Consider the following 20,193-nt stretch of genomic DNA (forward strand, 5'->3'; position numbering starts at 1 on the left):
CTTTCACATTTTTAATTTTAACAGGGCTCGCATTGAGCCCTGTCATGCATTACATAGGTCAGTCAAATGATTACATAAGTACACTTGCAACATACCGATCGGTTGGTTATTATTTAGTTGATTAAAACCGTTCAGTAAATAAATGAGTAGTAATTATGAGAGATGCAGAGCAAACCCGCCAAAATATTTTAACCGTGGCAGCCGATGAAATTCATCAGCATGGTTTTAAAGCGACTAGCTTATCGGTTATTCTCAATCGCTGCGAAATATCAAAAGGTGCGTTGTACCATCACTTCAGCAGTAAAATCGAGCTGGGTTACGCAGTATTTGAAGAAATTTATACGCCGATGTTTTTGAATGTATGGCATACACCGCTGGATGTCGATGATCCCATTGAAGGATTGTGTGATTTTTTAACAGCAATGACTGAAGACATGTCTTGCAGTGAAGTTGTTTGTGGCTGCCCGCTTAATAATCTCTGTGAAGAAATGGCCAATGTTGATGAAGGCTTTCGTTTACGTATATTGTCAATGCAAGAGCAGTTGAATCAGTTAATTACCGATGCTTTTGAGAGAGTTAGCGACGACTTACGTACCGATTTAGCCGGTAGCCAAGTGGGCTACTTTATTGTTGCTACTTTAAATGGCGCTACCAGTTTAAGTAAAAGTTCACGTAATAAAGTATTGTTTCAGCAAGTTATTGCTGAGTTATGCCTTTATATTAGAGCGTTGAAAAAATAAATAAGTAATGGGATATGATTTTATCCCTATTATTTAACGACTTATATCAACTTTAAAACGCTTAGCAGCATCCTAGCTAAGTTCTTATTCCAATTTACACTTTCGTAAACTTTTTTGTTCTTTAAATATCTTTAACAAACCGCTCGGTCGGTGCTATTATCTCGCCATACAAGCATACCGCTCGGTCGGTATGCTTTACTGAATCATGGTAGTACCTATTTTTATATTTAAGGATTTATTTTTCATGCGAGCATTATTAGCACAAAGCCTTTTAGCTTTTATTTTAATTTCAATTCTTCCTGCCGAAGTATTGGCAGCATCATCTGTTTCGACAACGGCTACTACACCGGTCTCGTCCTCAGTACTTAATTCAGAAAGTACCTCACCTTATGTGGTATTAAAAACAGCAGGCACCCATTTATTTTCACGTATATCGGCTAATCAGCAAGCCATTGCTAAATTTCCACATTTAATGCGAGAAATTGTTGAAGAAGAGTTAATGCCATCAATAGATTATCGCTATGCTTCTTACCGTATTTTAGGTAAACACTTGAAGAAAATATCGAAAGATCAACGTGCAGAATTTGTTAAAGCAATGCGTCATTACTTAGTGAGGACTTACTCTATTGCTTTATCTAAGTATAAGAACCAACAAGTTATTTTTGAACCAGAAAAGCCAACCAAAGGCAAAAGAATCATCGGTATAAAAACTCAAATTATTGAGCAAGGGGCACCTACGATTAATATCGTTTTTCAAATGAGACAAAATAAAAAAACAAAACAATGGAAGGCGTTTGATATTACGATTGAAGGCATTTCACTATTAAGCACTAAACAAGCCGAGTTGAATAAGAAAATAGCTAAGCAGGGTATAGATCTTGTTACGCTAGAATTAGCCGCTTTATCTAAATAACGTTTCTTACATTTCCTATCTATTTATCGTAAACGGAGTTTGTTTTGTATTTATTATTCAAAGAATTAGTATTACCTTTTATTATAATTTCATTGTTATCAGCAGGTGTTATTACCACCATTAATATAGATTATTTTTTCTTAGAGAATAACCTATCTGAGCGTTCACTCACTGAACTATTCCAGCAACTGCTATTGTTAGCGAGTGCAGCTATTTTTATTTGGTCAGCAACTAAAGTAGAAGAATCACGAACATTATTTATTTTAGTCGCTGGATTTTTTGGTTGTATGTTTTTGCGCGAACTAGATTATTATTTCGATATGATAGTACATGGGTTTTGGTTTTACCCAACGATCTTGTTAGCAAGCTCAGTGATAATTTATAGCATAAAACACAGCACTTATTTTATCAGCTCAGTTCGTTCCTTTAGTCAAACTAACGCCTATTTTAATATTTTAGTGGGTTTAGTTATTGTCATGATTTTTAGTCGATTATTTGGTTCAGGTACACTTTGGAAAGAAGTAATGAATGATGATTATCATCATATTTATAAAACTATTATTCAGGAAGGTTTAGAGTTATTTGGTTATGTATTTTTATTTATTGGTTCTTTTTATCAATTAAGAAGTGTGCAAAATCGCGATCACCAAACAACACTAAAACCCCTAGCGACTTAAACTATTTCACTCAAAATTTAAGCACTAATTCAGGTGCTTAAATTTCTCTCTGTATTTCCTACCATTAATCATTTAACTAATTAGTCAATATACACCAAGTCCATATTGCTTAGCGTATGATCTAATCATGTCGTTTAACGTTGCAGGCCCAACGAGTTTCTTCTACTTTCAACGTTCAGAAATGTTCGTTAAGTAATAATAAATTGTAAATATCTTGTAAAACCTTTATATTTTATTTAAGTAAAACAAGTGACAATAATTAATGAAATTACTAATAAGTTTATTGAGTCTAATTATACTGTTGGGTTGTTCTGGTGAAAGTAGTTCACAGGATAAAATAGCTGAAGAAAATGTAAACGAAGTATCAAACAAGGAATCAACCATGTTGGGGTTATTTGGAAAGAAAAATACTGAGAAGTACGTTGTTTCTTCACCTCTAGAAGGAATATTAGTAAAAGATGGACAACCACTGGTTAACACTAAAATTATTAGACGCTTAAGTTGGAGCGGTAATGATGAAGGTACAGTTGACGAATTTTTTACAGATGGAGAAGGGTACTTCACTATCCCCGTATATGAAGAAATTCTTGCGATAGGAAAATTAACTGAGTTTGTTGGCACTATAACTTTATATGTAAAATCTGTCGATGATGATAATTTTTTTTATCATAGCTCTAAAAGAAGTGCTGAAATATATTCTGATACGAAAGCACCATTAGAAGAGCTAGTTTGTGATATGGCTCATGATGAAGCGTTAGTCGATATTTCACGAGTTGGAATTTTTTCACGTTGTAAATGGAAAGGAATGCCTTAGTCAATTAAAGGTTTTATCATCAAATTAAATTTAAAGGATTAAACATGAGTAATGAACTCAGCCCAGAATTAGCTGCGAGCGTAGCGGATAAAGTTTATGCAGTAAATAGTGGAGACTCAATCACTTATAAAGCATTTTTAGCTAATAAAATATTCTCGTCAGGGAATGGGGCTAAAATGACACTAAATGCAACAGTGGGTGGAAAAGTTTTACTTTCGGCTCAAGATGGATTTGGCGTATGTGCTATGGGTGGTAAAGGTTATGAAAACGATTTATTTCTAATCTTTCGTGGCACTACAACGGCTAACAATAAAGCTGATTTTGTTACCGATGGTAATATTGGCCTAACTAGCTCAAGTACTGGTCATATGGTCCATGTTGGTTTTAATAGTACTTTTACCAGTATGTTACCTCAAATCCGCTCGTTTCTAGCAAAAAATAAAGTCACCGGAACCGTTCATTGTATCGGCCATAGTTTAGGTGGCGCTGTAGCCTCATTAGCTGCCGATTGGCTTAAGAAAAAAGCGGGGAAAAGTGTCAAGCTTTATACTTTTGGCGCACCAAGAGTGGGTACTTACTTTTTTGCTAAAAGTACGACGGATAATCTTAAAATTGAAAATATCCACCGCGTTTATCATAAAACAGATCCCGTACCTATGGTGGCGTTATTTCCGTTTATGCAAGCACCTTATAATTCAAGTGGACACTTTCTCTCATCATCAGAGTTAGTATTTAGTGGTGCGGCTCATAAAATGGGTAAATACGCTGACTCAGTAAGAAGTAAAAGCTGGAGTGCGTTAAATAACGTGCCTGATGAACCTTATGATGTAGAGTGGGCTATTGAACAGTGGTTAAATTCTAAAAGATATACCAGTGCCGATTCGTCTACCTTTTTACGATGGGCAGAGTCTGCATTAATCTATGTACTTAAGAAAATAGGTATTAGTGTTGTAGCTGCCCTGCAGGGAGCTGTTATGGGAGTGGCTACATTAGCAGATAAACTCGCTTACATACTTTCTAAGGGCATCGATTTAGCTGATAACATTAGTTACTGGGTTATGCGCTTTATGCGCCGTATTATGCAAGCTCTGGGTATGAAAGTAGCCAAGACTAAAGAAGAATTAACCAGAGGCGTAATTCGAACAGCGTTGCTGCGCTTAACTCGAAAAAACTACGATAATGCTCAACGCGCAATTAGGAAAATTTAATTGATTTTTTGGTATTATATTCAGCATAAGTTTAAAGAGAGGACTGTTAATGATTATTCTTAAATTGTTTGCCTCTTTTATGCTGCTTTGCTGTATTTTTGTTGGTGTTAGAAAAGCAGATAAAAGGTCTCACAACCCGCAGTATCACGCATTAGCTGAATATATGACGGGTTTTATTTTTGTGTTTTTACCACTCTGGGGATTTTATTACCTTTGGTGGTAAGTTATCCTATTACCGATAACTCTCTTTTATAGATATCATTGTAAATGAAGAGAGTTATACATTTTCACTCAAATCCTTTGCTCAATGTATATCACTCTACTTACTGAGTCGTGTTAGCCTATCTTCAATAAATAAACGCCCCTAATGACATGAATAAAAAATTATTATTATTAACTGAGGCGGTCAACTCACTGCTAACAAAAAGTACTGTGCCAGCAACGCTAACTATTGAGCAATGCGCCGCCGAATTAGCTATGAGTATGACTTCTTTTCGACGTAAACTCAGCCAAGAAGAAACCACTTTTAAACTTATTCAACAAAAGTATTTGAATGAGTTGTGCGTTCACGATTTACTTACTCAGCATATAAGTATTGATACCTTAGTTGTGAAGCTAGGCTATTCAGAGCGTGCGACTTTCGAGCGTGCTTTTCGACATAAATTTGGCATCACACCTTCTCAATTTCGTGAATTATCATTAGTAGGTAATGATAAAAACAATCAACAGAACTTAAGTGTAATAGCGAAAAATATGCCGCCTCTACCGGATAGTTGCCAACAGTTAATAGGGGAGAAAGACCAAGACAGCTTTGATCTGCAACGGGTTCTAAAAATTGTTGAGAAAGATGCTATTTTCACAGGACGTTTGATGGGGCTTGCTAGTAAAGCTATTTACGGTAAAACACCAAAAAATACCCAAGAAGCTATTAGTCGAAGTTTAGGTATTAATACGGTAGTTAACTTAGCCGTTATCTATTCTGTTAAAGATGCGCTAGCAGAATATGTTAATCAAAACGTTATTAATCAATGTACTAATGCATTCTTAACTGCGCCAAAGTTTTTCCAATTGATGCGTAAGTCGGCAGGTATCGATATTAAATTTGATAATGACCTAATTGAACAAGTCTTGGTGTTCGGGTTGTTAGGCGTATTATTGCTGTGTCATAAAAATGCAGTTAAACATGAACTTATGCTGCATTCTTTGCGAGGTATTGATGATTTACATTCACTTAATCATCATCTTCATGAGTCAATGAATATGAGTGTCTATACGGCTTCAAGCTTAATGTTATCTTTATGGCATATCGATGCCAGTGTAATTAGGCAACTCAATCACTTAGATAAAGTAAGTAAGCTGGAAACAAAGGGAAGTAAACAAGATGAATTAGTGTTGTTTATGTTGTCTTGCTTATACGCTTTAGCAACAGGGCGAACAGAACATAGTGAATTGCAGCAAAAAGCTGAACTGTTAAATCTTGACGGCTTCAGTGATATACAGGCTATTTTCTTTATTGATAATTAGTTTATTGGTAGATCAATTCACAGGTAATAAATGGATTGGGAATTATTATATAGAGGGATAGTTTGTCGAGGTTAGTTGTTAATTTAATCAAATTGGTATTAATTGGGGAAACCTTCTCAGTCACTCTTATACAAGAGGGGGGCTGACCGAGAAAGTTTAATTGGGTTTTATTTACTATCAATCAATAAAGCAGCATTCGATTTTATTTTTATTTTCTGTTGGCGGCGAATTAAGGCAGCAAAACCAAATAAGGAGAGTGCGAAAATTGAAGGCTCAGGAATATCAGTCACAGGGCCATCACTAACTTGTACTAATGAGACATTATCAAGTAAACCACCTAATGAATTTTGTTTACCAAAGGCGCCAAAACTTAAATCCATTGTTTCAGACTGTGCGGTTAAAACAATTGATTGTGTTGCCCAGCTTGGATGCTTTTTGCTTCTACCATCAACAGCTAAGTCAGCATTCATATTTAGATTGAAATCTGTGGCGGCATCATACCAAAATACATTAATACCATTATCGTTCAGCTGATTGGTACGAGGCTTGTAAGAAAACTCTAATAAATACTCTGCACCAATGATGAGTGAATCTAGTGATTGTGTCATTACGGCATTTGATGAACCACGAGGGTGAGAATCAAGTTCAACATGTTGTTGACCATCTGCAGAATCCGTAACTATATTCTTTTGCAACTCGATACCATTACCAGCCGTCGTTATCCAACCAGGTAAAGTGTAAAAAACATCCCAAGCACTATTTTTATTTCCAAAGTTTTGTAAATTAGTTTTATGAACATTACCTTTTGATAGCGAGTTGTCAGCAAATAGTAATTCTTCAAAGCTACCATTGGTGATCAATGATGCGTTAGCTAGTGAACTAGAGAGTAATAAGGAAATTGATAAAGTAGTATTTAAAAATATTTTTAGCATGCAAAGAACCCATGTAAATAGTAATAAGTGGGCGCTAGTATAGGGAGATAAGATCTTTTAAAATATGGCTAAAGTGTCCAATTGAAAATGATATCAATTTCAGTAATAAAAATAAGGCAGGAACTACCTTTCAGTAGCCTACCTAATCATAACTATTACTTAGTATCAAAGATGTATTTATATATTTGATACAAGTTCTGACTAATATACTCAGCTTCGTGAGGCACAAAAGACATTTTAGATAAGGTTACAGAAGCAAGGCAGTTATTATAAGTTAACGTTATTGTTTTGCTACTGTTTGCTGTAACCCCAACGTGCTCTTGGCTGTTTTCGTCTATGTCACAGCCATTATTAATACGCCATAGTTCAATAGTATCGTCAACAGACTTTATGCTGTCCAATGAGCGACCATTATAAGGCACAGCATCATCAGAAGTGCTATGGAAGTGATGAATGGCTAGTGGGGTGCTAGTTTCGCATGCGTCAAGGTTTCCTCTAAATTGTCCTGCTAATGAAACTATGGAGGTTATTTTCTCTGGCATTGCACAAGCTAGTCTATAAGCCATAAAACCACCGGCGGAGTAGCCAAATATATATAACTTGTCAGTGTTAATATTTCCTTCGCTTCTTACTTTTGTTATCAACTCGGTTAGATACTCTACATCACTGTTCTCATTGGAAGCCGAATTGTTTACACTCAACCAACCCCAACCACTAACTATTCCCTCAGGACTAACTGCTACTAGGTTGTGTTGAGTTGCTATCATTTTTGCATCGAATATTCCCATTACTTTATTGGCGGAGCCAGGTGAACCATGCAAAAATAAGGCGATTCCATCTTTAGTTTCTTTATTATCTTTATAGAGTATTGCTTTGCGATTACTTATTTCTAAGCAACTCGTTTTATCATCTATTTTACTACCTAAACATTTCGGTACTTCTACTATCACTTCTTTAGATACTGATGTTTTTTCTTCTGATGAGCCACCTCCATCTCCACATGCAGATAATAAAGAGGTCATAAATAAGCTCGTTAACGCTATTTTTAGTAAGTCATTAGTGAGTTGTATGTGATTTTTTTTAGTGCTTTTCATTAAATTAACCAAGAAAGTAAATGTAGAGCTAGCTTGAGAAAATATGGGGTAAATGGCAATATAGAAATGATAATGAAATGGTAATCATTTGTTAATTTTATTTTAAATCAGGATGTTAGTTGTATATGGAATATGTTTTTAATGGCTTTAGTCTTGACACTAAATTAAGTTCATTAAGTAAGAGCAACGTGAGGTATAAGTTAGAGCCTCGAGTTTTCCAACTGTTGCTCTATTTTTGTAAACGCTCAAAACAAGCTATTACTCGAGAAGAGTTGATTAAATATGTCTGGCAGAACCGAGTGGTTGGTTATGCTGCGATTAACCGTGCGATAGGTGAATTACGAAAGGTTATTGAAGAGGATGTTACTGACCCGAAAATTATTATTACAGTAAGTAAAGTAGGTTATTTGTTTGATGCTCAAATAATGTTAATTGATGAAGAACGTTATTTGCCAAACGAAAAGTTAGTTAGTGAAAAGCCTGAAATCAATGAGGTTAAAGCTAAGGAGTTATGCACACTTGATTTTTCGGTAGCTTCAAAAAAAAGTAACAAAAAAACACTTAATGTTGTAATTATAATCCCTATTTTGTTATTTACGATTGTCCTCTTATATCTATTTATTTGGAGAAACACAGTCCCGATGTTGTCACTTACTTTGGCGATTGAAAAACCGTTAACTACGTTGAAGGGCACTTCTTTTAAAGGTGACTTATCCGCATCGGGTCAGGATTTAGTATTTCTGCATAAGGAAAAGGCTAATGATAGGGTACAAGTTTGGCTACAAAAAGAAGGAAAAAAAGCAGAACGGTTAACAAACGATGATACTTATTATACCTATGTCATTTATGCAGACGATGCCTATGTATTGGCATCAAGATTCAACAATCTGGAGGAAAGGAATTGTGAAATTGTTAAAGTTTCTCTATTAAATAAAGTTATAGAAAGTGTTTTTAATTGTGCTGATAGAGCGATGACCAATTTAAGTTTTCATGTTGAATCTAATACTTTGTTTTTTAATTACAGGCGGAGTATTACCAGTGTATTTAATATTTATTCTTATCAACTTGATACCAAGGCATTCAAGCAACTTACTTTTTCTGATGTTACAGCGGACCATGGTGATTTTACATTAGCTTTATCACCTTCAGGTAACCAATTAGCTGTATTGGAGTATAGGGACAAAAACCAAGCAATATTAAAGTTTATTGCGTTAAACGGTTCAGATAACAAAATCGTTATTGGTCCGACATTTTCAGCTAACTCTCATGTTTCTTGGTTGAGTGATAGTCAGTTGTTACTTACTGATGGTGATCAACTAAAACAATATGACTTATTAACACAAAAAACATCAATACTCGGCGTTAATACTAATTACGGCTATGCACGAGCTCACGCTTTAACAAAGAAAATTATTTTTGATAAAGGTAAAGTCACTGCGAACATTTATCAGTACCCTTTGTTAACAGAACAAGTGAATACCAAGCAGGCTGTGACCAACTCTAGCTTCATAAATTATGAAATGAAGTTTTCTAATTTATCAAAAAGTGTTTCATATCTATCTACCGATAGCGGTGAAGCTGAAATCATAATTAAATTGGAAGGTCAACGTGCTTACAATGCTAAATTTCCAGGTGAAATCAGTACTTTTTCTAATTTTGATTGGTCGGCAAGTGATGATTTTTTAATGGCTGGAGTCAACCAAAAGTTATATTTGTATGATATTAATAAACAGAAGTGGCAATTGTTATTATCACAAGAGAATAGCGTACATTATGTCTCATTTATTGATGAGGGTAATATTGCCTTTAGTTCAAATAAAGGTGGTCAATGGCAGATTTGGGGAATGAATTTACCTACAAAAAGTGTAACTCAATTAACGACTCAAGGAGGTTATAGTATTCAATTTGGAGAAAATAAGCGTAGTGCATATATTACTAAATATAACTCACCTGGAATATTTCAACTTGACTTAGAAACCAACATAGAAAAAGTATTATTACCCGAGTATAAAATAACAGCATGGAAAAAGTGGCAAATAGTTGGTCAAAAACTTTATTATATAAAAGAACAATCACTATATCAGTTTGACTTTACAACACAAATTAGTAGCTATATGTCTATGTTTGAATTAAAAACACCGGGAGCGTTCTCTGTTTCTTTTGATCATAGTGTGGTTCAAAGAGAGTTAGTTGAGGCCTCATATTCAAGTATTTGGGTAACACAAATTGAGTAATCATGAGCATAGTTTTTACTTAATTTATAGTTAACTACAAATGAACAAAATTGATTGCGACATCATGTAGTAACTATCCGTTATAGTTTACATTAATCCGTTTGTTATTATTAATTAATTCAATGGTTTAATAACAAAAAAAAAGCCGTAATAAAATATCTTTATTACGGCTTTATTTTTTGCGTTTTAGTACAACAAGTTTCTTATAATTAAAGGCTCTTAGAAGTTATAAGATGCTTTTACGTAGTAGAAACCACCATTGAAACCAAATGGAGATGTTTCATAGTACTTACCGCCCCAATTATTATCTGGAATATCGTCTCCAGGAATATTAATTTTTGTTGCTTGTTGGTCAAGTAAGTTTTGTGCACCAAGCGATACTGTAAAAGTATCGTTGATAAAATAGCTTACTTCAGCATCAAGGGTTATTGCAGCATCACCCGTAATAGCCGTTGCATCATAATCAACGTGAACAGCTTGATATTCACCGTAATAGTTACCACGGAGTAAGAAGCTTACTTGATCCCATGATTGTGACCATGTAGCTGTTGCACGATGGTTTGGTAAGTCGTTTTCTAAACGAGATACTTTAAAATCACCGGTTACATCACTGTAACGATCAACTTCCGTTTTATTATAGTTGTATGCCAAGCTAAAGGTTGTATCACCATCAAATAGGTCAGTAGCGTAGTTACTGATAAGGTCAATACCCGATGTTGTGGTATCAAAGTCATTAGTAAAGAAGCTTACGCCATTAATTGAATCTACATTGACCACACCAGCAGCTTTTAATGCGTCTCTATCAGTATCTGTTAACGTATAACTATCTGACTTAGAAACACGATCTTCAACAACAATATTATAATAATCAAGGGTAATAAACACGTCACCAATAGTCCACACAGCGCCCAAAGTATGACTGAATGATTCTTCAGGTGTGAGTTCTTGAGCACCTAATTGAACCGCAATAGGGTTAGTTGCCGGTAGTAAAGCAGTATCGACTAACTTACCTTCTTTTAGTTCTGTTTGTACATTAGAGTAGTTAGCTTGGCCAACGGTTGGTGCACGGAAACCTGTACTTATTGAACCACGTAAAGAAAAATCATCTGTGATGTTATATTGACCGGTTATTTTGTAGTTAGTCGTACTACCAAAACTACTATAGTCTTCATAACGAACAGCAGTGCCGATTAAAAGCTCTTCTGTGACTTGAGCTTCAACATCAACATATAATGCATAGTTTTGACGAGAGAAAACACCGGCAGAGGAAGGTTTAAAGCCAGGGAAACCATTTGAACCAATACCAAAACCTTGGTCTGTTAATGGACCTGCTTCATAGGATTCGACATTACCCGCAGTTACTTCAAAAGATTCAGCATGCCACTCATAACCACCGGCAACCATTAAGTTATCAAACATATCAACATCAAAGTCTTTACTGAAATCTAGGTTAAATGTTTTTTCCAATTGAGTATGTTTACCTGGATTAAAGTCACGGGGGGACTCTGCACCTAATGAAGCATTGATAGTGTTATAAATAACATAACTTGATTCATTGAAACCAACAGAACCACTTACATCATACATAACACCATTATCAAGTTCGCCACGAGTACCCATCGTGATTGAGGTATCAACTATATTACCACCAAAATTAGGCGTAAAACCTCCAGGCATGTTTTGGTTATGTGCAAAACAATTAGCAGGTAAAGTATCAAGTCCAACAGGTAGGTCGTTAACAATAGGCACTTCAGGACAGCTAAATGGGTCGGCATTTGCGCTGGTGTCACCAACAAGAATTGTTGGAGTCGCATCATCATCCCAAATCATCTGCTGTGGGGTGCGTTCATCATCAGGATCAATAAAGGTATGACCAGTCGGTGTTAGAGGTCTGTACTGTCTAATAGAACCATTCCCATCACCTATATCTGCTGTTCTAATGTTACCGCCGTATACACCACCACGAGTATTCGGATTACGGTAATAGAAACCACCACGCACATCACGCTCAGAGAAGTTACCAAACATATAAGCTTCGTTATCGTTACCTAGGTCTAATCCTAAATTAGCAAAAACAGTGATGTCATCATTGACTTCAGGAGAGCCCCAAATTTGAGCAGGACTACCATTTCCAGGAACATTTTCAACACCTAAGTCATAAAAAAGACCGGCATCAGGACGTTGTACACTTCGACTGGTGGCATCAGAATTTTTATATTGGAAACTCAGATTAACAAAACCGTCTTTGGTTAGTGGCATACCCACATTGCCTGAGACTTCCATGGTATCGCCATCGCCCTCGTAATAAGATCCATAACGAGCGGTTAAAGAGCCACCTTCTGCATCATCTCTTAATACAAAGTTCATTACACCAGCGATAGCATCAGAGCCATACTGTGCAGCGGCGCCGTCACGTAATATTTCAACTTGCTTTAAAGCAGAGCTAGGGATAACTGAAATATCAGAGCCTTGTGCGCCATCGTTAATGCCGCCACCTAACATGGCAATAACTGATGCTTTATGGCGACGTTTACCGTTGACTAATATCAAGGTACTGTCTGATGATAAACCACGTAAATTGGCAGGCTTAACTAAACTAGCAGCATCTGAAATAGGATTTTCGTGAACGTTAAAAGAGGGCACAGTGCCTTTTAATAGCTCAAGCATGTTGGTATTACCGCCGCGCTTTAACTCTTCGGCACCGATTAAATCAATGGGTACAGGAGAATCATTTACAGAACGTGGTGCACCACGCGAGCCAACAACAACAATTTTTTCGACATTTTCTACTTTAGTTTTATCAGCTTCAGCAGCATGGGCAGATACTGTACCTAAAGCCATACTCACAGCAAATGCTAGGGTACTTGTACGAAATGTATTAGACATGTTATTACCTTCCTAATATTTTTAATTGTTTTTATAGTTATGTGTTTTATGTTTATTATTTTATTTATCGAGATAGTTTATTTAAGTGCATAAAAAACTAAGACGATTACTTATAGAACAGCTGATTTTTCATTACAATAGGTGAATAAGTGTGTTTTTTTTAATTTTTTTACGTTGTTGTTACAAATAAGAGTGTTCTACGAGGTTTACTGTAGATTGTCTGGGGCAGTGCTGTACGGGCTTAAGCTTAAAATTGTTATAGCTCATAGTTGGTATTTTTAAAAAGTAAAGTACGACTAGTTTCGTATAGTTGTTTTTTTTTTGTAAAAACAAAAATATTTCAAAATAAATGTAATTGTTTATTACAGAAGCAGTTATTTATTATTATTAAAAATAAATGACTTACATCGCTAGGATGTCAAAAGTAGAGATCCCATTAATAATATGTGATGTCGGTATACAATATAAAGTGGTGTCGGTGAGTTAAGGCCTCTATAGATTGGCTTCAGCTGAGTGAATAAAATCCCCCAGGTTCACGGCGATCTGCCATAATTCTAATCATTAGCGCTTGTACGTTAAGTTTGTTTGGCTTAATTTGTATTTTTAAATCAAAAATAGCTTAAAAAGTAATGTAAAAGAGGCCATATGAATACAATCTTATATTATCTTCACGACCCTATGTGCAGCTGGTGTTGGGGCTATCGTCCTATGTGGGATGAGTTACAGAAAAAACTGTCGGCTTCGGTCGTTGTCGAATATGTCGCTGGTGGTTTAGCACCTGATTCTGATGACCCCATGCCAATTGCCCAACAGAAGATGATTCAAAATCATTGGCGAACCATTGAGCAGAAGTTAGGTACACGGTTTAATTATGACTTTTGGTGTGATAATACGCCACGGCGCTCAACATATAATGCCTGTAGGGCAGCCATCGCAGCACATAGGCAAGCTTGCCAACAACCTATGATTGACGCGATTCAGCGGGCATATTATCTACGTGCTTTAAATCCCTCTGACATTACAGTGCTAATTGGTCTTGCAGAAGAGCTGAGTCAACAAAAATCACTTGGTTTAGATTTAGAGACCTTTATTACTGACATTAATGCTGCGGATACAGATAAAGAGTTAACAAGGCAAGTGCTTTTAGCACAACAATTAAGCCAGCAAGGTTTCCCTTCCTTAGTACTTGAAGTTGATGGAGTATGTCATCAAATTCCCATTGAATATAATGACTACCAACAAACGCTAGCTCATATCACTAAGATAGTGGGATAGGTTAGCTCTCTTAAAACGAACCACTTTAAGTAAAAAATAACAGTTTAAAAATCATTGGATTTAGTGCTAATGTCATGAAATACAAACACAATGTCTATTAATTCATCATCCTAAAGAAATATTAGGGAGTATCGCAAGCTAATTCCAAGATAAATGGAATGTGGATGTTTTTAGCGCCATGTTAGCTATTTATAAAAGTAATCTAAACCAATTTGCTAAACAGCATATTGGGCGGCTACTCAATAATGCAGAACTAGCTTGACCTAGTAGAAAAACAATCACTATGATGGGTAATAAAGCAGCAATTAAAGCTGAGTTTCATCAATTAAATAATGCTTAATCACAATAAGGTGACTATTTAGAGCTTAACGTTCTGATGGTTACGTATGGTTCTGGACGTCGAAAATGACGTTACAGTCAGTGCTATCAAGGTACGAACACCATCTAAAATAGGGGGGGGGGCTGCATTTATTTTAGGTCTTCTCTCAAGTTTTTTCTTCTTGGTTTTTTGTCAAATATCCTACTCGCTTGTAACCAAAACTGGCTTGATATTTTACTGATAGCATTAGATTCGGCGTTAATAACGATGGCAAAACCAATATCTAATTCGGGTGAATAGCCTATATCAGCACGAAATCCGGCAACCCAGCCTGAGTGGTAAATGATGGGATGACCATTAAACTGGTAAATTCTCCAGCCATAACCGTAATGAGCATCGGTTAAGTGCTCACGCCAAAAACGTCGACGTAAATCTTTTTGTGTTTTGATCCTCGGTGTTGTTAATTCAGTTAATAGCGAAGGGGATAGCACCTGTGGTTTGTATCCTAAATTAGCAATCAACCATTTGGCCAAGTCGTTGATACTGGCATTAACCCCTGCAGCAGTTGCCACTTTATAAAAGTCAGGCTCCACCTTTACAGTACGCCATATGTACTTTTTAATATCTCGACCTTGTGGATCTTTTTTTCCTGTTTTGATTCGTTTTCTGAGAATATGCGGTTTTGCGGTATTTTCTTGCTCTTTATAAGCATCAATACCAACAGAAGCATGTGTCATGTTGAGGGGAGTAAATACACGGTCTTGTAATAACGTCGCATAACTTTTGCTCTGGCTTGCTTCGATAGCGGGCTGTAATAATCCATAGGCTATATTTTGGTAGCCGTAGCACTTTTCGGGTTGGCAAATAGGTGTGATTTTGTCAAAGCGACCAATTATTTTTTTCATCGCCCAATTTTCATGCAACAGATTATCATAAGCATTTGGCATCAACCCACTGGAATGACTTAATAGGTGTTTTAGTTGAATTTTTTGTGCTGCACCTTCTGTAGCTAAAGAGAAGTGGGGGACGTATTTGGTAATAGGATCAGATAAGTTTAATTCCTGATCTTGCGCTAGCATGGTAGTTATTGTGGCAGCAAATGTTTTAGAAACTGAGGCTAAGCGAAATACCGTATTGTTATCAACGTTATGAGATTTAGCTTTATCCGTATGACCAAAGTTTTCCATAGCAATAATATTTTTATTTTGCACAATGACATAAGCGCCGCCGGGAATACTGTAGTGCTTGAGCTGCTGTTTTACTTGAGCTGAAAATTTTTGCTTAAACTGAGTCACATTATTCGCAGAGGAAAAGGGAGTTAAAAATAGCATTAATAAAAAGCAGAAAAGTCTAAAAAGCATAGATGAGTCTCAGTGTGAAAAAGCCGATAATACTATCGACTAAGCGAGAAAATAAATAGCCTTTAATTGTTTTAGTGTCGTTTTCTCTGTAATAAGCCTATTGAAATGGGATAATCCCCATTCCCAATAAATATGCATGTTTCAGAGTGCTTAAATCATTTACCTTGCCTAAATCCTGCACTTTGAATGGTAACGGGTATAACATGACCTTCGTCGTTAACTTCGCTATAATCGGCTCATATAATTTAATAGAAGAAATGACCTCATGAGCGATAACAATATCCTTAAAGACTTTTTGGTAGAAACTAAACCGGCACAAGTTATTTGGGCACTGCAAGACAAAGAAAGTGAAGATTGGGTTGTTCTTGACTCACCTAGCTTCGAAAACACTGATGTGATGCCTTTATGGTCAAACTCAGCATTAGCTCAACAACATTGTATTGAAGAGTGGAGTGATTACGTTCCTTGTGAAATATCACTAGCCGATTGGTTTGAATTTTGGGTTGAAGACCTTAATGAAGACGGTGTTATTGTTGGTATTAACTGGCAAGGTGATGATGTCCATGTCGAAATGGAATTGAGTGAGTTTACCCAAGCACTTGCTGAAATAGAGTCACTAAAATAATAATCCCTCTATAAAATAATTTTGTCAGAAGTAGTCAATAGTAAGATTTATGATTCAATGAATCGCTAATTAGTTACTTTGAACATTAGGTTAGTCATAAAGAGCATAGTCCGTTTGGGTTATGCTTTTTTTATTGGATTTATCTGCTTTTTTCTTCTGTTCTATTTGATAACGTTACGTTCTTTTATGAGTAACGTCTTTGATAGAAGCTAAAGAGGGAAATGTTTTAGGACATTAAACAGTAGTGTTCACTTGTTTTAACTACATCACATAATCTGAATAAATATCTTTTACTATTGAACTGCTGCATCAATACATACTCTCTCTAACAACTTTCTAATTTACGCTCTTACTTTTAATATACCTTATATTGTATGCCGTGTATGATGCGTGCGTTTTAATGTTAAGCATAAAGGGTATAGATATGAGAGCTAAAGGTTTTACGTTAATTGAATTAGTCACCGTCATGGTAATTCTAGGAATTCTGGCCGTAACAGCATTGCCTCGATTTATTAATTTAACGCAAGATGCCCATGATAGCATTGCCAAATCTACCTTCGCCTCGTTTGAAAGTGCGGTGAATTTATATCATAACTGCTGGATAGCTGGTTCAGTACAAGGTCATGTTAAGGATTTAGCTTGTTTTGGAGCTGGAGATATAGACTCCACTATTACAGGTTTTCCACTCGGGCAAGATACCACGCTTTATGGTGATGATGGACAAAAGCTTACAGGAGGTTTTTGTGCTGAGTTATGGAAAGGTTTACTCGATGAAGACTTTACTATAGCCCCACATGCCGACGCTTCCTTTGGCGGAGGTAACGATATAATTTATTGGTATTCTAATGGCATCGTTGTTGACCCTAATACGCATTGCTACTTCAATTATATTTCAGATAATCCAGCTAAAGGCCAAGAAAACTGGCAAATGCGTTATTATCCTGGAACCGGTAAAGTCACTGTGGGTAAAGCAACGTTAAGCTAATTTATTGATGCGTGTTAGGTAAAGCTCAGCTCAATCACGCACATAGCCTATACTTAAGACGTTGTAAATATCCTAGGGTAACTGTCAGTGCGTGTATCACTATTATTTTTACTTATTCTTGTTTCATTAAGGGCCATGGCTGTTGAAGAGCAAGCTATTGTCTTGCCTTTAAATGATTGGCCCAGTCAACGATTATTATCAAAAATTGTTGGCGCTAAAATAGAACAGCTTGGTTATCTGGTTGAGTATTTACCTCTTAGTTCTATCAATCAACTCGGGGCAATGAGAAAAGGATTTGTTCATATTCAAGTTGAGATTTGGCAAACGTATGATGATGGCGATTTTATCAAGGCCGTTAATAAGGGCTATATAGAAGATCTTGGTTTACATAGCGCCTTTGGTAGAGAAGATTGGTGGTATCCAGAGTATGTTGAGGAACTTTGTCCAGACTTACCTAGCTGGCAAGCGCTGAAAAAATGCACTGCTATTTTTAGTGACGGGAATCATGGCTCTAAAGGCGTTTATTATACCGGACCATGGAATTATCGTGATGCCGCGATGATAAGGTCACTGGGCATGGACTTTGCCATTGAACGTTTGGATGATGCAGAGCAACTTTGGCAAAAACTTAGTCAAGCTGAGAAAAATAAACAACCGATAGTGTTATTACATTGGAGTCCTAACTGGGTTGATGTACGTATTAAAGGTAATTTTGTCGAATTTCCTGATTATGACAAAGCATGTGAACAAGACCCCGCTTGGGGAGTAAATAAAGAAATGCTTTACGACTGTGGTAACCCAAAGGTTACCTTAATTAAAAAAGCTGCTTGGCCAGGAGTAAAGCACAAATGGCCGTGTGTTTATCAGTTAATGACAGAAGTTAACTTTACCACTGAGATGATCTCCTATGCGTCATACTTATACAGTGTTGAACAAAAAACTGCACAGCCAGCCATAGATAAATGGCTGGCTAAATATGGCGAGCAAAGCAAAGCGTGGTTAAACTTCACTTGTCCTATCTAATCGAGTATATAAGCTTTTACATAGGAGACGCTTCTTACTTCTACGTGATCTAGATAACTGTTATACTCCACCCATTATTCTTCTTATCAATTGCCCCTTAGCCACTTTGTAACATATGGCTAATGAACAGCAGTTCGATTATCAATATGGCTGAGACATACTATGTCCTTTTCAACACTTAAATTATCGACCCCAATACTCAATGCCATTGCAGACTTAGGTTATACAAAGCCGACGGCTATTCAACAAAAAGCGATACCTTTGGTTTTATCGGGCAAAGATATTATTGCCGCGGCACAAACAGGTACAGGTAAAACGGCAAGTTTTGTTTTGCCATTATTAGAGCAACTAACTAGCCGTTACAAAGATACCGATAAGAAGTTACGAGGTAAACGCATTCGCGCTCTTATTATTGTTCCTACCCGTGAACTTGCTGTTCAAGTTGAAGCAAGTATTAGTGCGTATGCTAAGTATTTAGATATTAGCTCTATGGCAATGTATGGCGGTGTTGATGCACAGGAACAAAAACAGCGATTGATTTGGGGGGTAGATATTCTGGTGGCTACACCGGGTCGCTTGCTCGATATGACACACCAAAGAGTCTTGCATTTTGATGAGCTTGATATGTTGGTGCTTGATGAAGCCGATAGAATGCTTGATATGGGCTTCATTGACGATATTAATAAAATAATTGAGCGCTTACCTGAACAACGTCAAAATTTACTCTTTTCTGCCACCATGTCTGATGAGGTTCGTGGTTTAGCGAAAAGAACCATTCATCAACCTGTTGAAATTTCTATTGGCGCTGATAAAGACTCTAAACCTAAAATAGCGCAATGGTTAGTTAGTGTTGATAAAAGTAATAAATCAGCCTTGTTAAGCCATTTAATTACCACGCACGATTGGCAACAAGCGCTTATTTTTATTGAAACTAAACAAGGCGCGGCCAAATTGGTCAGTCAGTTAGAAAAACGTGGCATTACCGCCGAAAGTATTCACAGTGGTAGAGCGCAAGATATTCGTGAACAAATACTTAACGACTTTAAATCAGGAAAAATAAAATTCCTAGTCGCCACTGCTATTGCTGCCCGTGGTATTGATATTGGTGAACTTTCCCGTGTTATTAATTATGATTTACCTGCGCAAGTAGATGACTACATTCATCGAATTGGTCGTACTGGCCGAGCTGGCGCATCGGGTGAGGCTATTTCTTTAGTTTCTAAGGATAACTTCAGAGAACTTTGTGCTATTGAAAGTCGTTTAGGCCACATTATTGAACGAAAAGAATTTGCAGAGTTCCCAGTGAAAAAGACAGTACCTCTGTCCAAGTTAAATTATGTCACTAAATACGCTGAATCAAAAAGTACTCAACCTGGCAATAGTACTTTGAGTAGAAAGAAGCCAAGTAATAATCAACGTAAGAGTAATGCTTCTAGAGGTACTGAATCTAAGGGGAATTTACCGAGAAGCCCATGGCCGACTAAATAGATACTGTTAAGGTAAACAATACGGTATTACTGTTAACAAAAGATAATTAAAATAAAACCGCGTTAATGATTGCCATTAACGCGGTTTTTATTTCA

General features: G+C 36.4%; 17 protein-coding genes. 13 read left to right on the top strand and 4 right to left on the bottom strand.

All coding sequences use genetic code 11. From position 1 onward, the window contains the following. The first annotated feature begins 155 nt into the window (after positions 1 to 155). The 7 genes from CXF85_RS20050 (at position 156) to CXF85_RS20075 (ending at position 5,876) form a co-directional block, all read left to right on the top strand. Entirely contained in the window at positions 156 to 740 is a 585-nt protein-coding gene (locus CXF85_RS20050) for a TetR/AcrR family transcriptional regulator (protein WP_101230420.1), read from the top strand. 244 nt (positions 741 to 984) lie between these two features. Further along, complete coding sequence (locus tag CXF85_RS20055; protein ID WP_101230421.1) at positions 985 to 1,653, top strand: MlaC/ttg2D family ABC transporter substrate-binding protein; 669 nt, start codon at positions 985 to 987, stop codon at positions 1,651 to 1,653. Between the two features lie 44 nt (positions 1,654 to 1,697). Then, complete coding sequence (locus tag CXF85_RS20060; RefSeq protein WP_101230422.1) at positions 1,698 to 2,330, top strand: hypothetical protein; 633 nt, start codon at positions 1,698 to 1,700, stop codon at positions 2,328 to 2,330. 262 nt (positions 2,331 to 2,592) lie between these two features. Further along, positions 2,593 to 3,144, top strand: a complete 552-nt coding sequence (locus tag CXF85_RS20065) for a DUF6795 domain-containing protein (protein ID WP_101230423.1) — start codon at positions 2,593 to 2,595, stop codon at positions 3,142 to 3,144. A 44-nt stretch (positions 3,145 to 3,188) separates the two neighbouring features. Further along, on the top strand, positions 3,189 to 4,352 hold the full coding sequence (locus CXF85_RS20070; RefSeq protein WP_101230424.1) for a lipase family protein: 1,164 nt from the start codon (positions 3,189 to 3,191) through the stop codon (positions 4,350 to 4,352). 49 nt (positions 4,353 to 4,401) lie between these two features. Next, positions 4,402 to 4,575: a hypothetical protein gene (locus CXF85_RS22855; RefSeq protein ID WP_157829150.1), complete on the top strand. Its 174-nt coding sequence runs from the start codon at positions 4,402 to 4,404 to the stop codon at positions 4,573 to 4,575. Positions 4,576 to 4,724: 149 nt separating this feature from the next. Next, the gene (locus tag CXF85_RS20075; protein ID WP_101230425.1) at positions 4,725 to 5,876 is read left to right on the top strand and encodes a helix-turn-helix domain-containing protein; all 1,152 of its coding nucleotides are present in this window, start codon (positions 4,725 to 4,727) and stop codon (positions 5,874 to 5,876) included. 167 nt (positions 5,877 to 6,043) lie between these two features. On the opposite strand, the gene CXF85_RS20080 is transcribed toward CXF85_RS20075, so the two are convergent. Together CXF85_RS20080 and CXF85_RS20085 are read right to left on the bottom strand one after the other, a co-directional pair. Beyond that, positions 6,044 to 6,808, bottom strand: coding sequence for a DUF642 domain-containing protein (locus tag CXF85_RS20080; protein WP_101230426.1), 765 nt, complete (start codon positions 6,806 to 6,808; stop codon positions 6,044 to 6,046). A gap of 155 nt (positions 6,809 to 6,963) precedes the next feature. After that, positions 6,964 to 7,902 (bottom strand): alpha/beta hydrolase family esterase, encoded by a 939-nt coding sequence (locus CXF85_RS20085; RefSeq protein ID WP_101230427.1) that lies wholly within the window; start codon positions 7,900 to 7,902, stop codon positions 6,964 to 6,966. A gap of 125 nt (positions 7,903 to 8,027) precedes the next feature. On the opposite strand from CXF85_RS20085, the gene CXF85_RS20090 reads away from it, so the two are divergent. Continuing rightward, positions 8,028 to 10,136 (top strand): winged helix-turn-helix domain-containing protein, encoded by a 2,109-nt coding sequence (locus CXF85_RS20090; protein WP_101230428.1) that lies wholly within the window; start codon positions 8,028 to 8,030, stop codon positions 10,134 to 10,136. Between the two features lie 219 nt (positions 10,137 to 10,355). Here CXF85_RS20090 and CXF85_RS20095 read toward each other — a convergent pair whose 3' ends face one another. Beyond that, the gene (locus tag CXF85_RS20095) at positions 10,356 to 13,022 is read right to left on the bottom strand and encodes a TonB-dependent receptor plug domain-containing protein (protein ID WP_101230429.1); all 2,667 of its coding nucleotides are present in this window, start codon (positions 13,020 to 13,022) and stop codon (positions 10,356 to 10,358) included. Between the two features lie 645 nt (positions 13,023 to 13,667). Here CXF85_RS20095 and CXF85_RS20100 point away from each other — a divergent pair. Then, positions 13,668 to 14,297, top strand: coding sequence for a DsbA family protein (locus tag CXF85_RS20100; RefSeq protein WP_101230430.1), 630 nt, complete (start codon positions 13,668 to 13,670; stop codon positions 14,295 to 14,297). Positions 14,298 to 14,765: 468 nt separating this feature from the next. Here the strand turns inward: CXF85_RS20100 and CXF85_RS20105 are convergent, their stop codons facing one another. Beyond that, a complete protein-coding gene (locus CXF85_RS20105) occupies positions 14,766 to 15,911 on the bottom strand; it encodes a serine hydrolase domain-containing protein (RefSeq protein WP_232771285.1) in 1,146 nt (381 codons plus the stop codon). Between the two features lie 331 nt (positions 15,912 to 16,242). Between CXF85_RS20105 and CXF85_RS20110 the strand changes: the two genes are divergently transcribed. From CXF85_RS20110 to CXF85_RS20125, 4 genes are all read left to right on the top strand, one after another. Continuing rightward, positions 16,243 to 16,602, top strand: a complete 360-nt coding sequence (locus CXF85_RS20110) for a DUF2750 domain-containing protein (RefSeq protein ID WP_101230432.1) — start codon at positions 16,243 to 16,245, stop codon at positions 16,600 to 16,602. A 424-nt stretch (positions 16,603 to 17,026) separates the two neighbouring features. Beyond that, positions 17,027 to 17,587, top strand: a complete 561-nt coding sequence (locus CXF85_RS20115) for a type II secretion system protein (RefSeq protein ID WP_101230433.1) — start codon at positions 17,027 to 17,029, stop codon at positions 17,585 to 17,587. Positions 17,588 to 17,674: 87 nt separating this feature from the next. Beyond that, a complete protein-coding gene (locus CXF85_RS20120; protein ID WP_101230434.1) occupies positions 17,675 to 18,610 on the top strand; it encodes an ABC transporter substrate-binding protein in 936 nt (311 codons plus the stop codon). A 162-nt stretch (positions 18,611 to 18,772) separates the two neighbouring features. Continuing rightward, entirely contained in the window at positions 18,773 to 20,098 is a 1,326-nt protein-coding gene (locus CXF85_RS20125; RefSeq protein WP_101230435.1) for a DEAD/DEAH box helicase, read from the top strand. The last annotated feature ends 95 nt before the right edge of the window (positions 20,099 to 20,193 follow it).

The organism is Colwellia sp. 75C3, assembly GCF_002836255.1.
In the GTDB taxonomy this organism is placed as follows: domain Bacteria; phylum Pseudomonadota; class Gammaproteobacteria; order Enterobacterales; family Alteromonadaceae; genus Colwellia.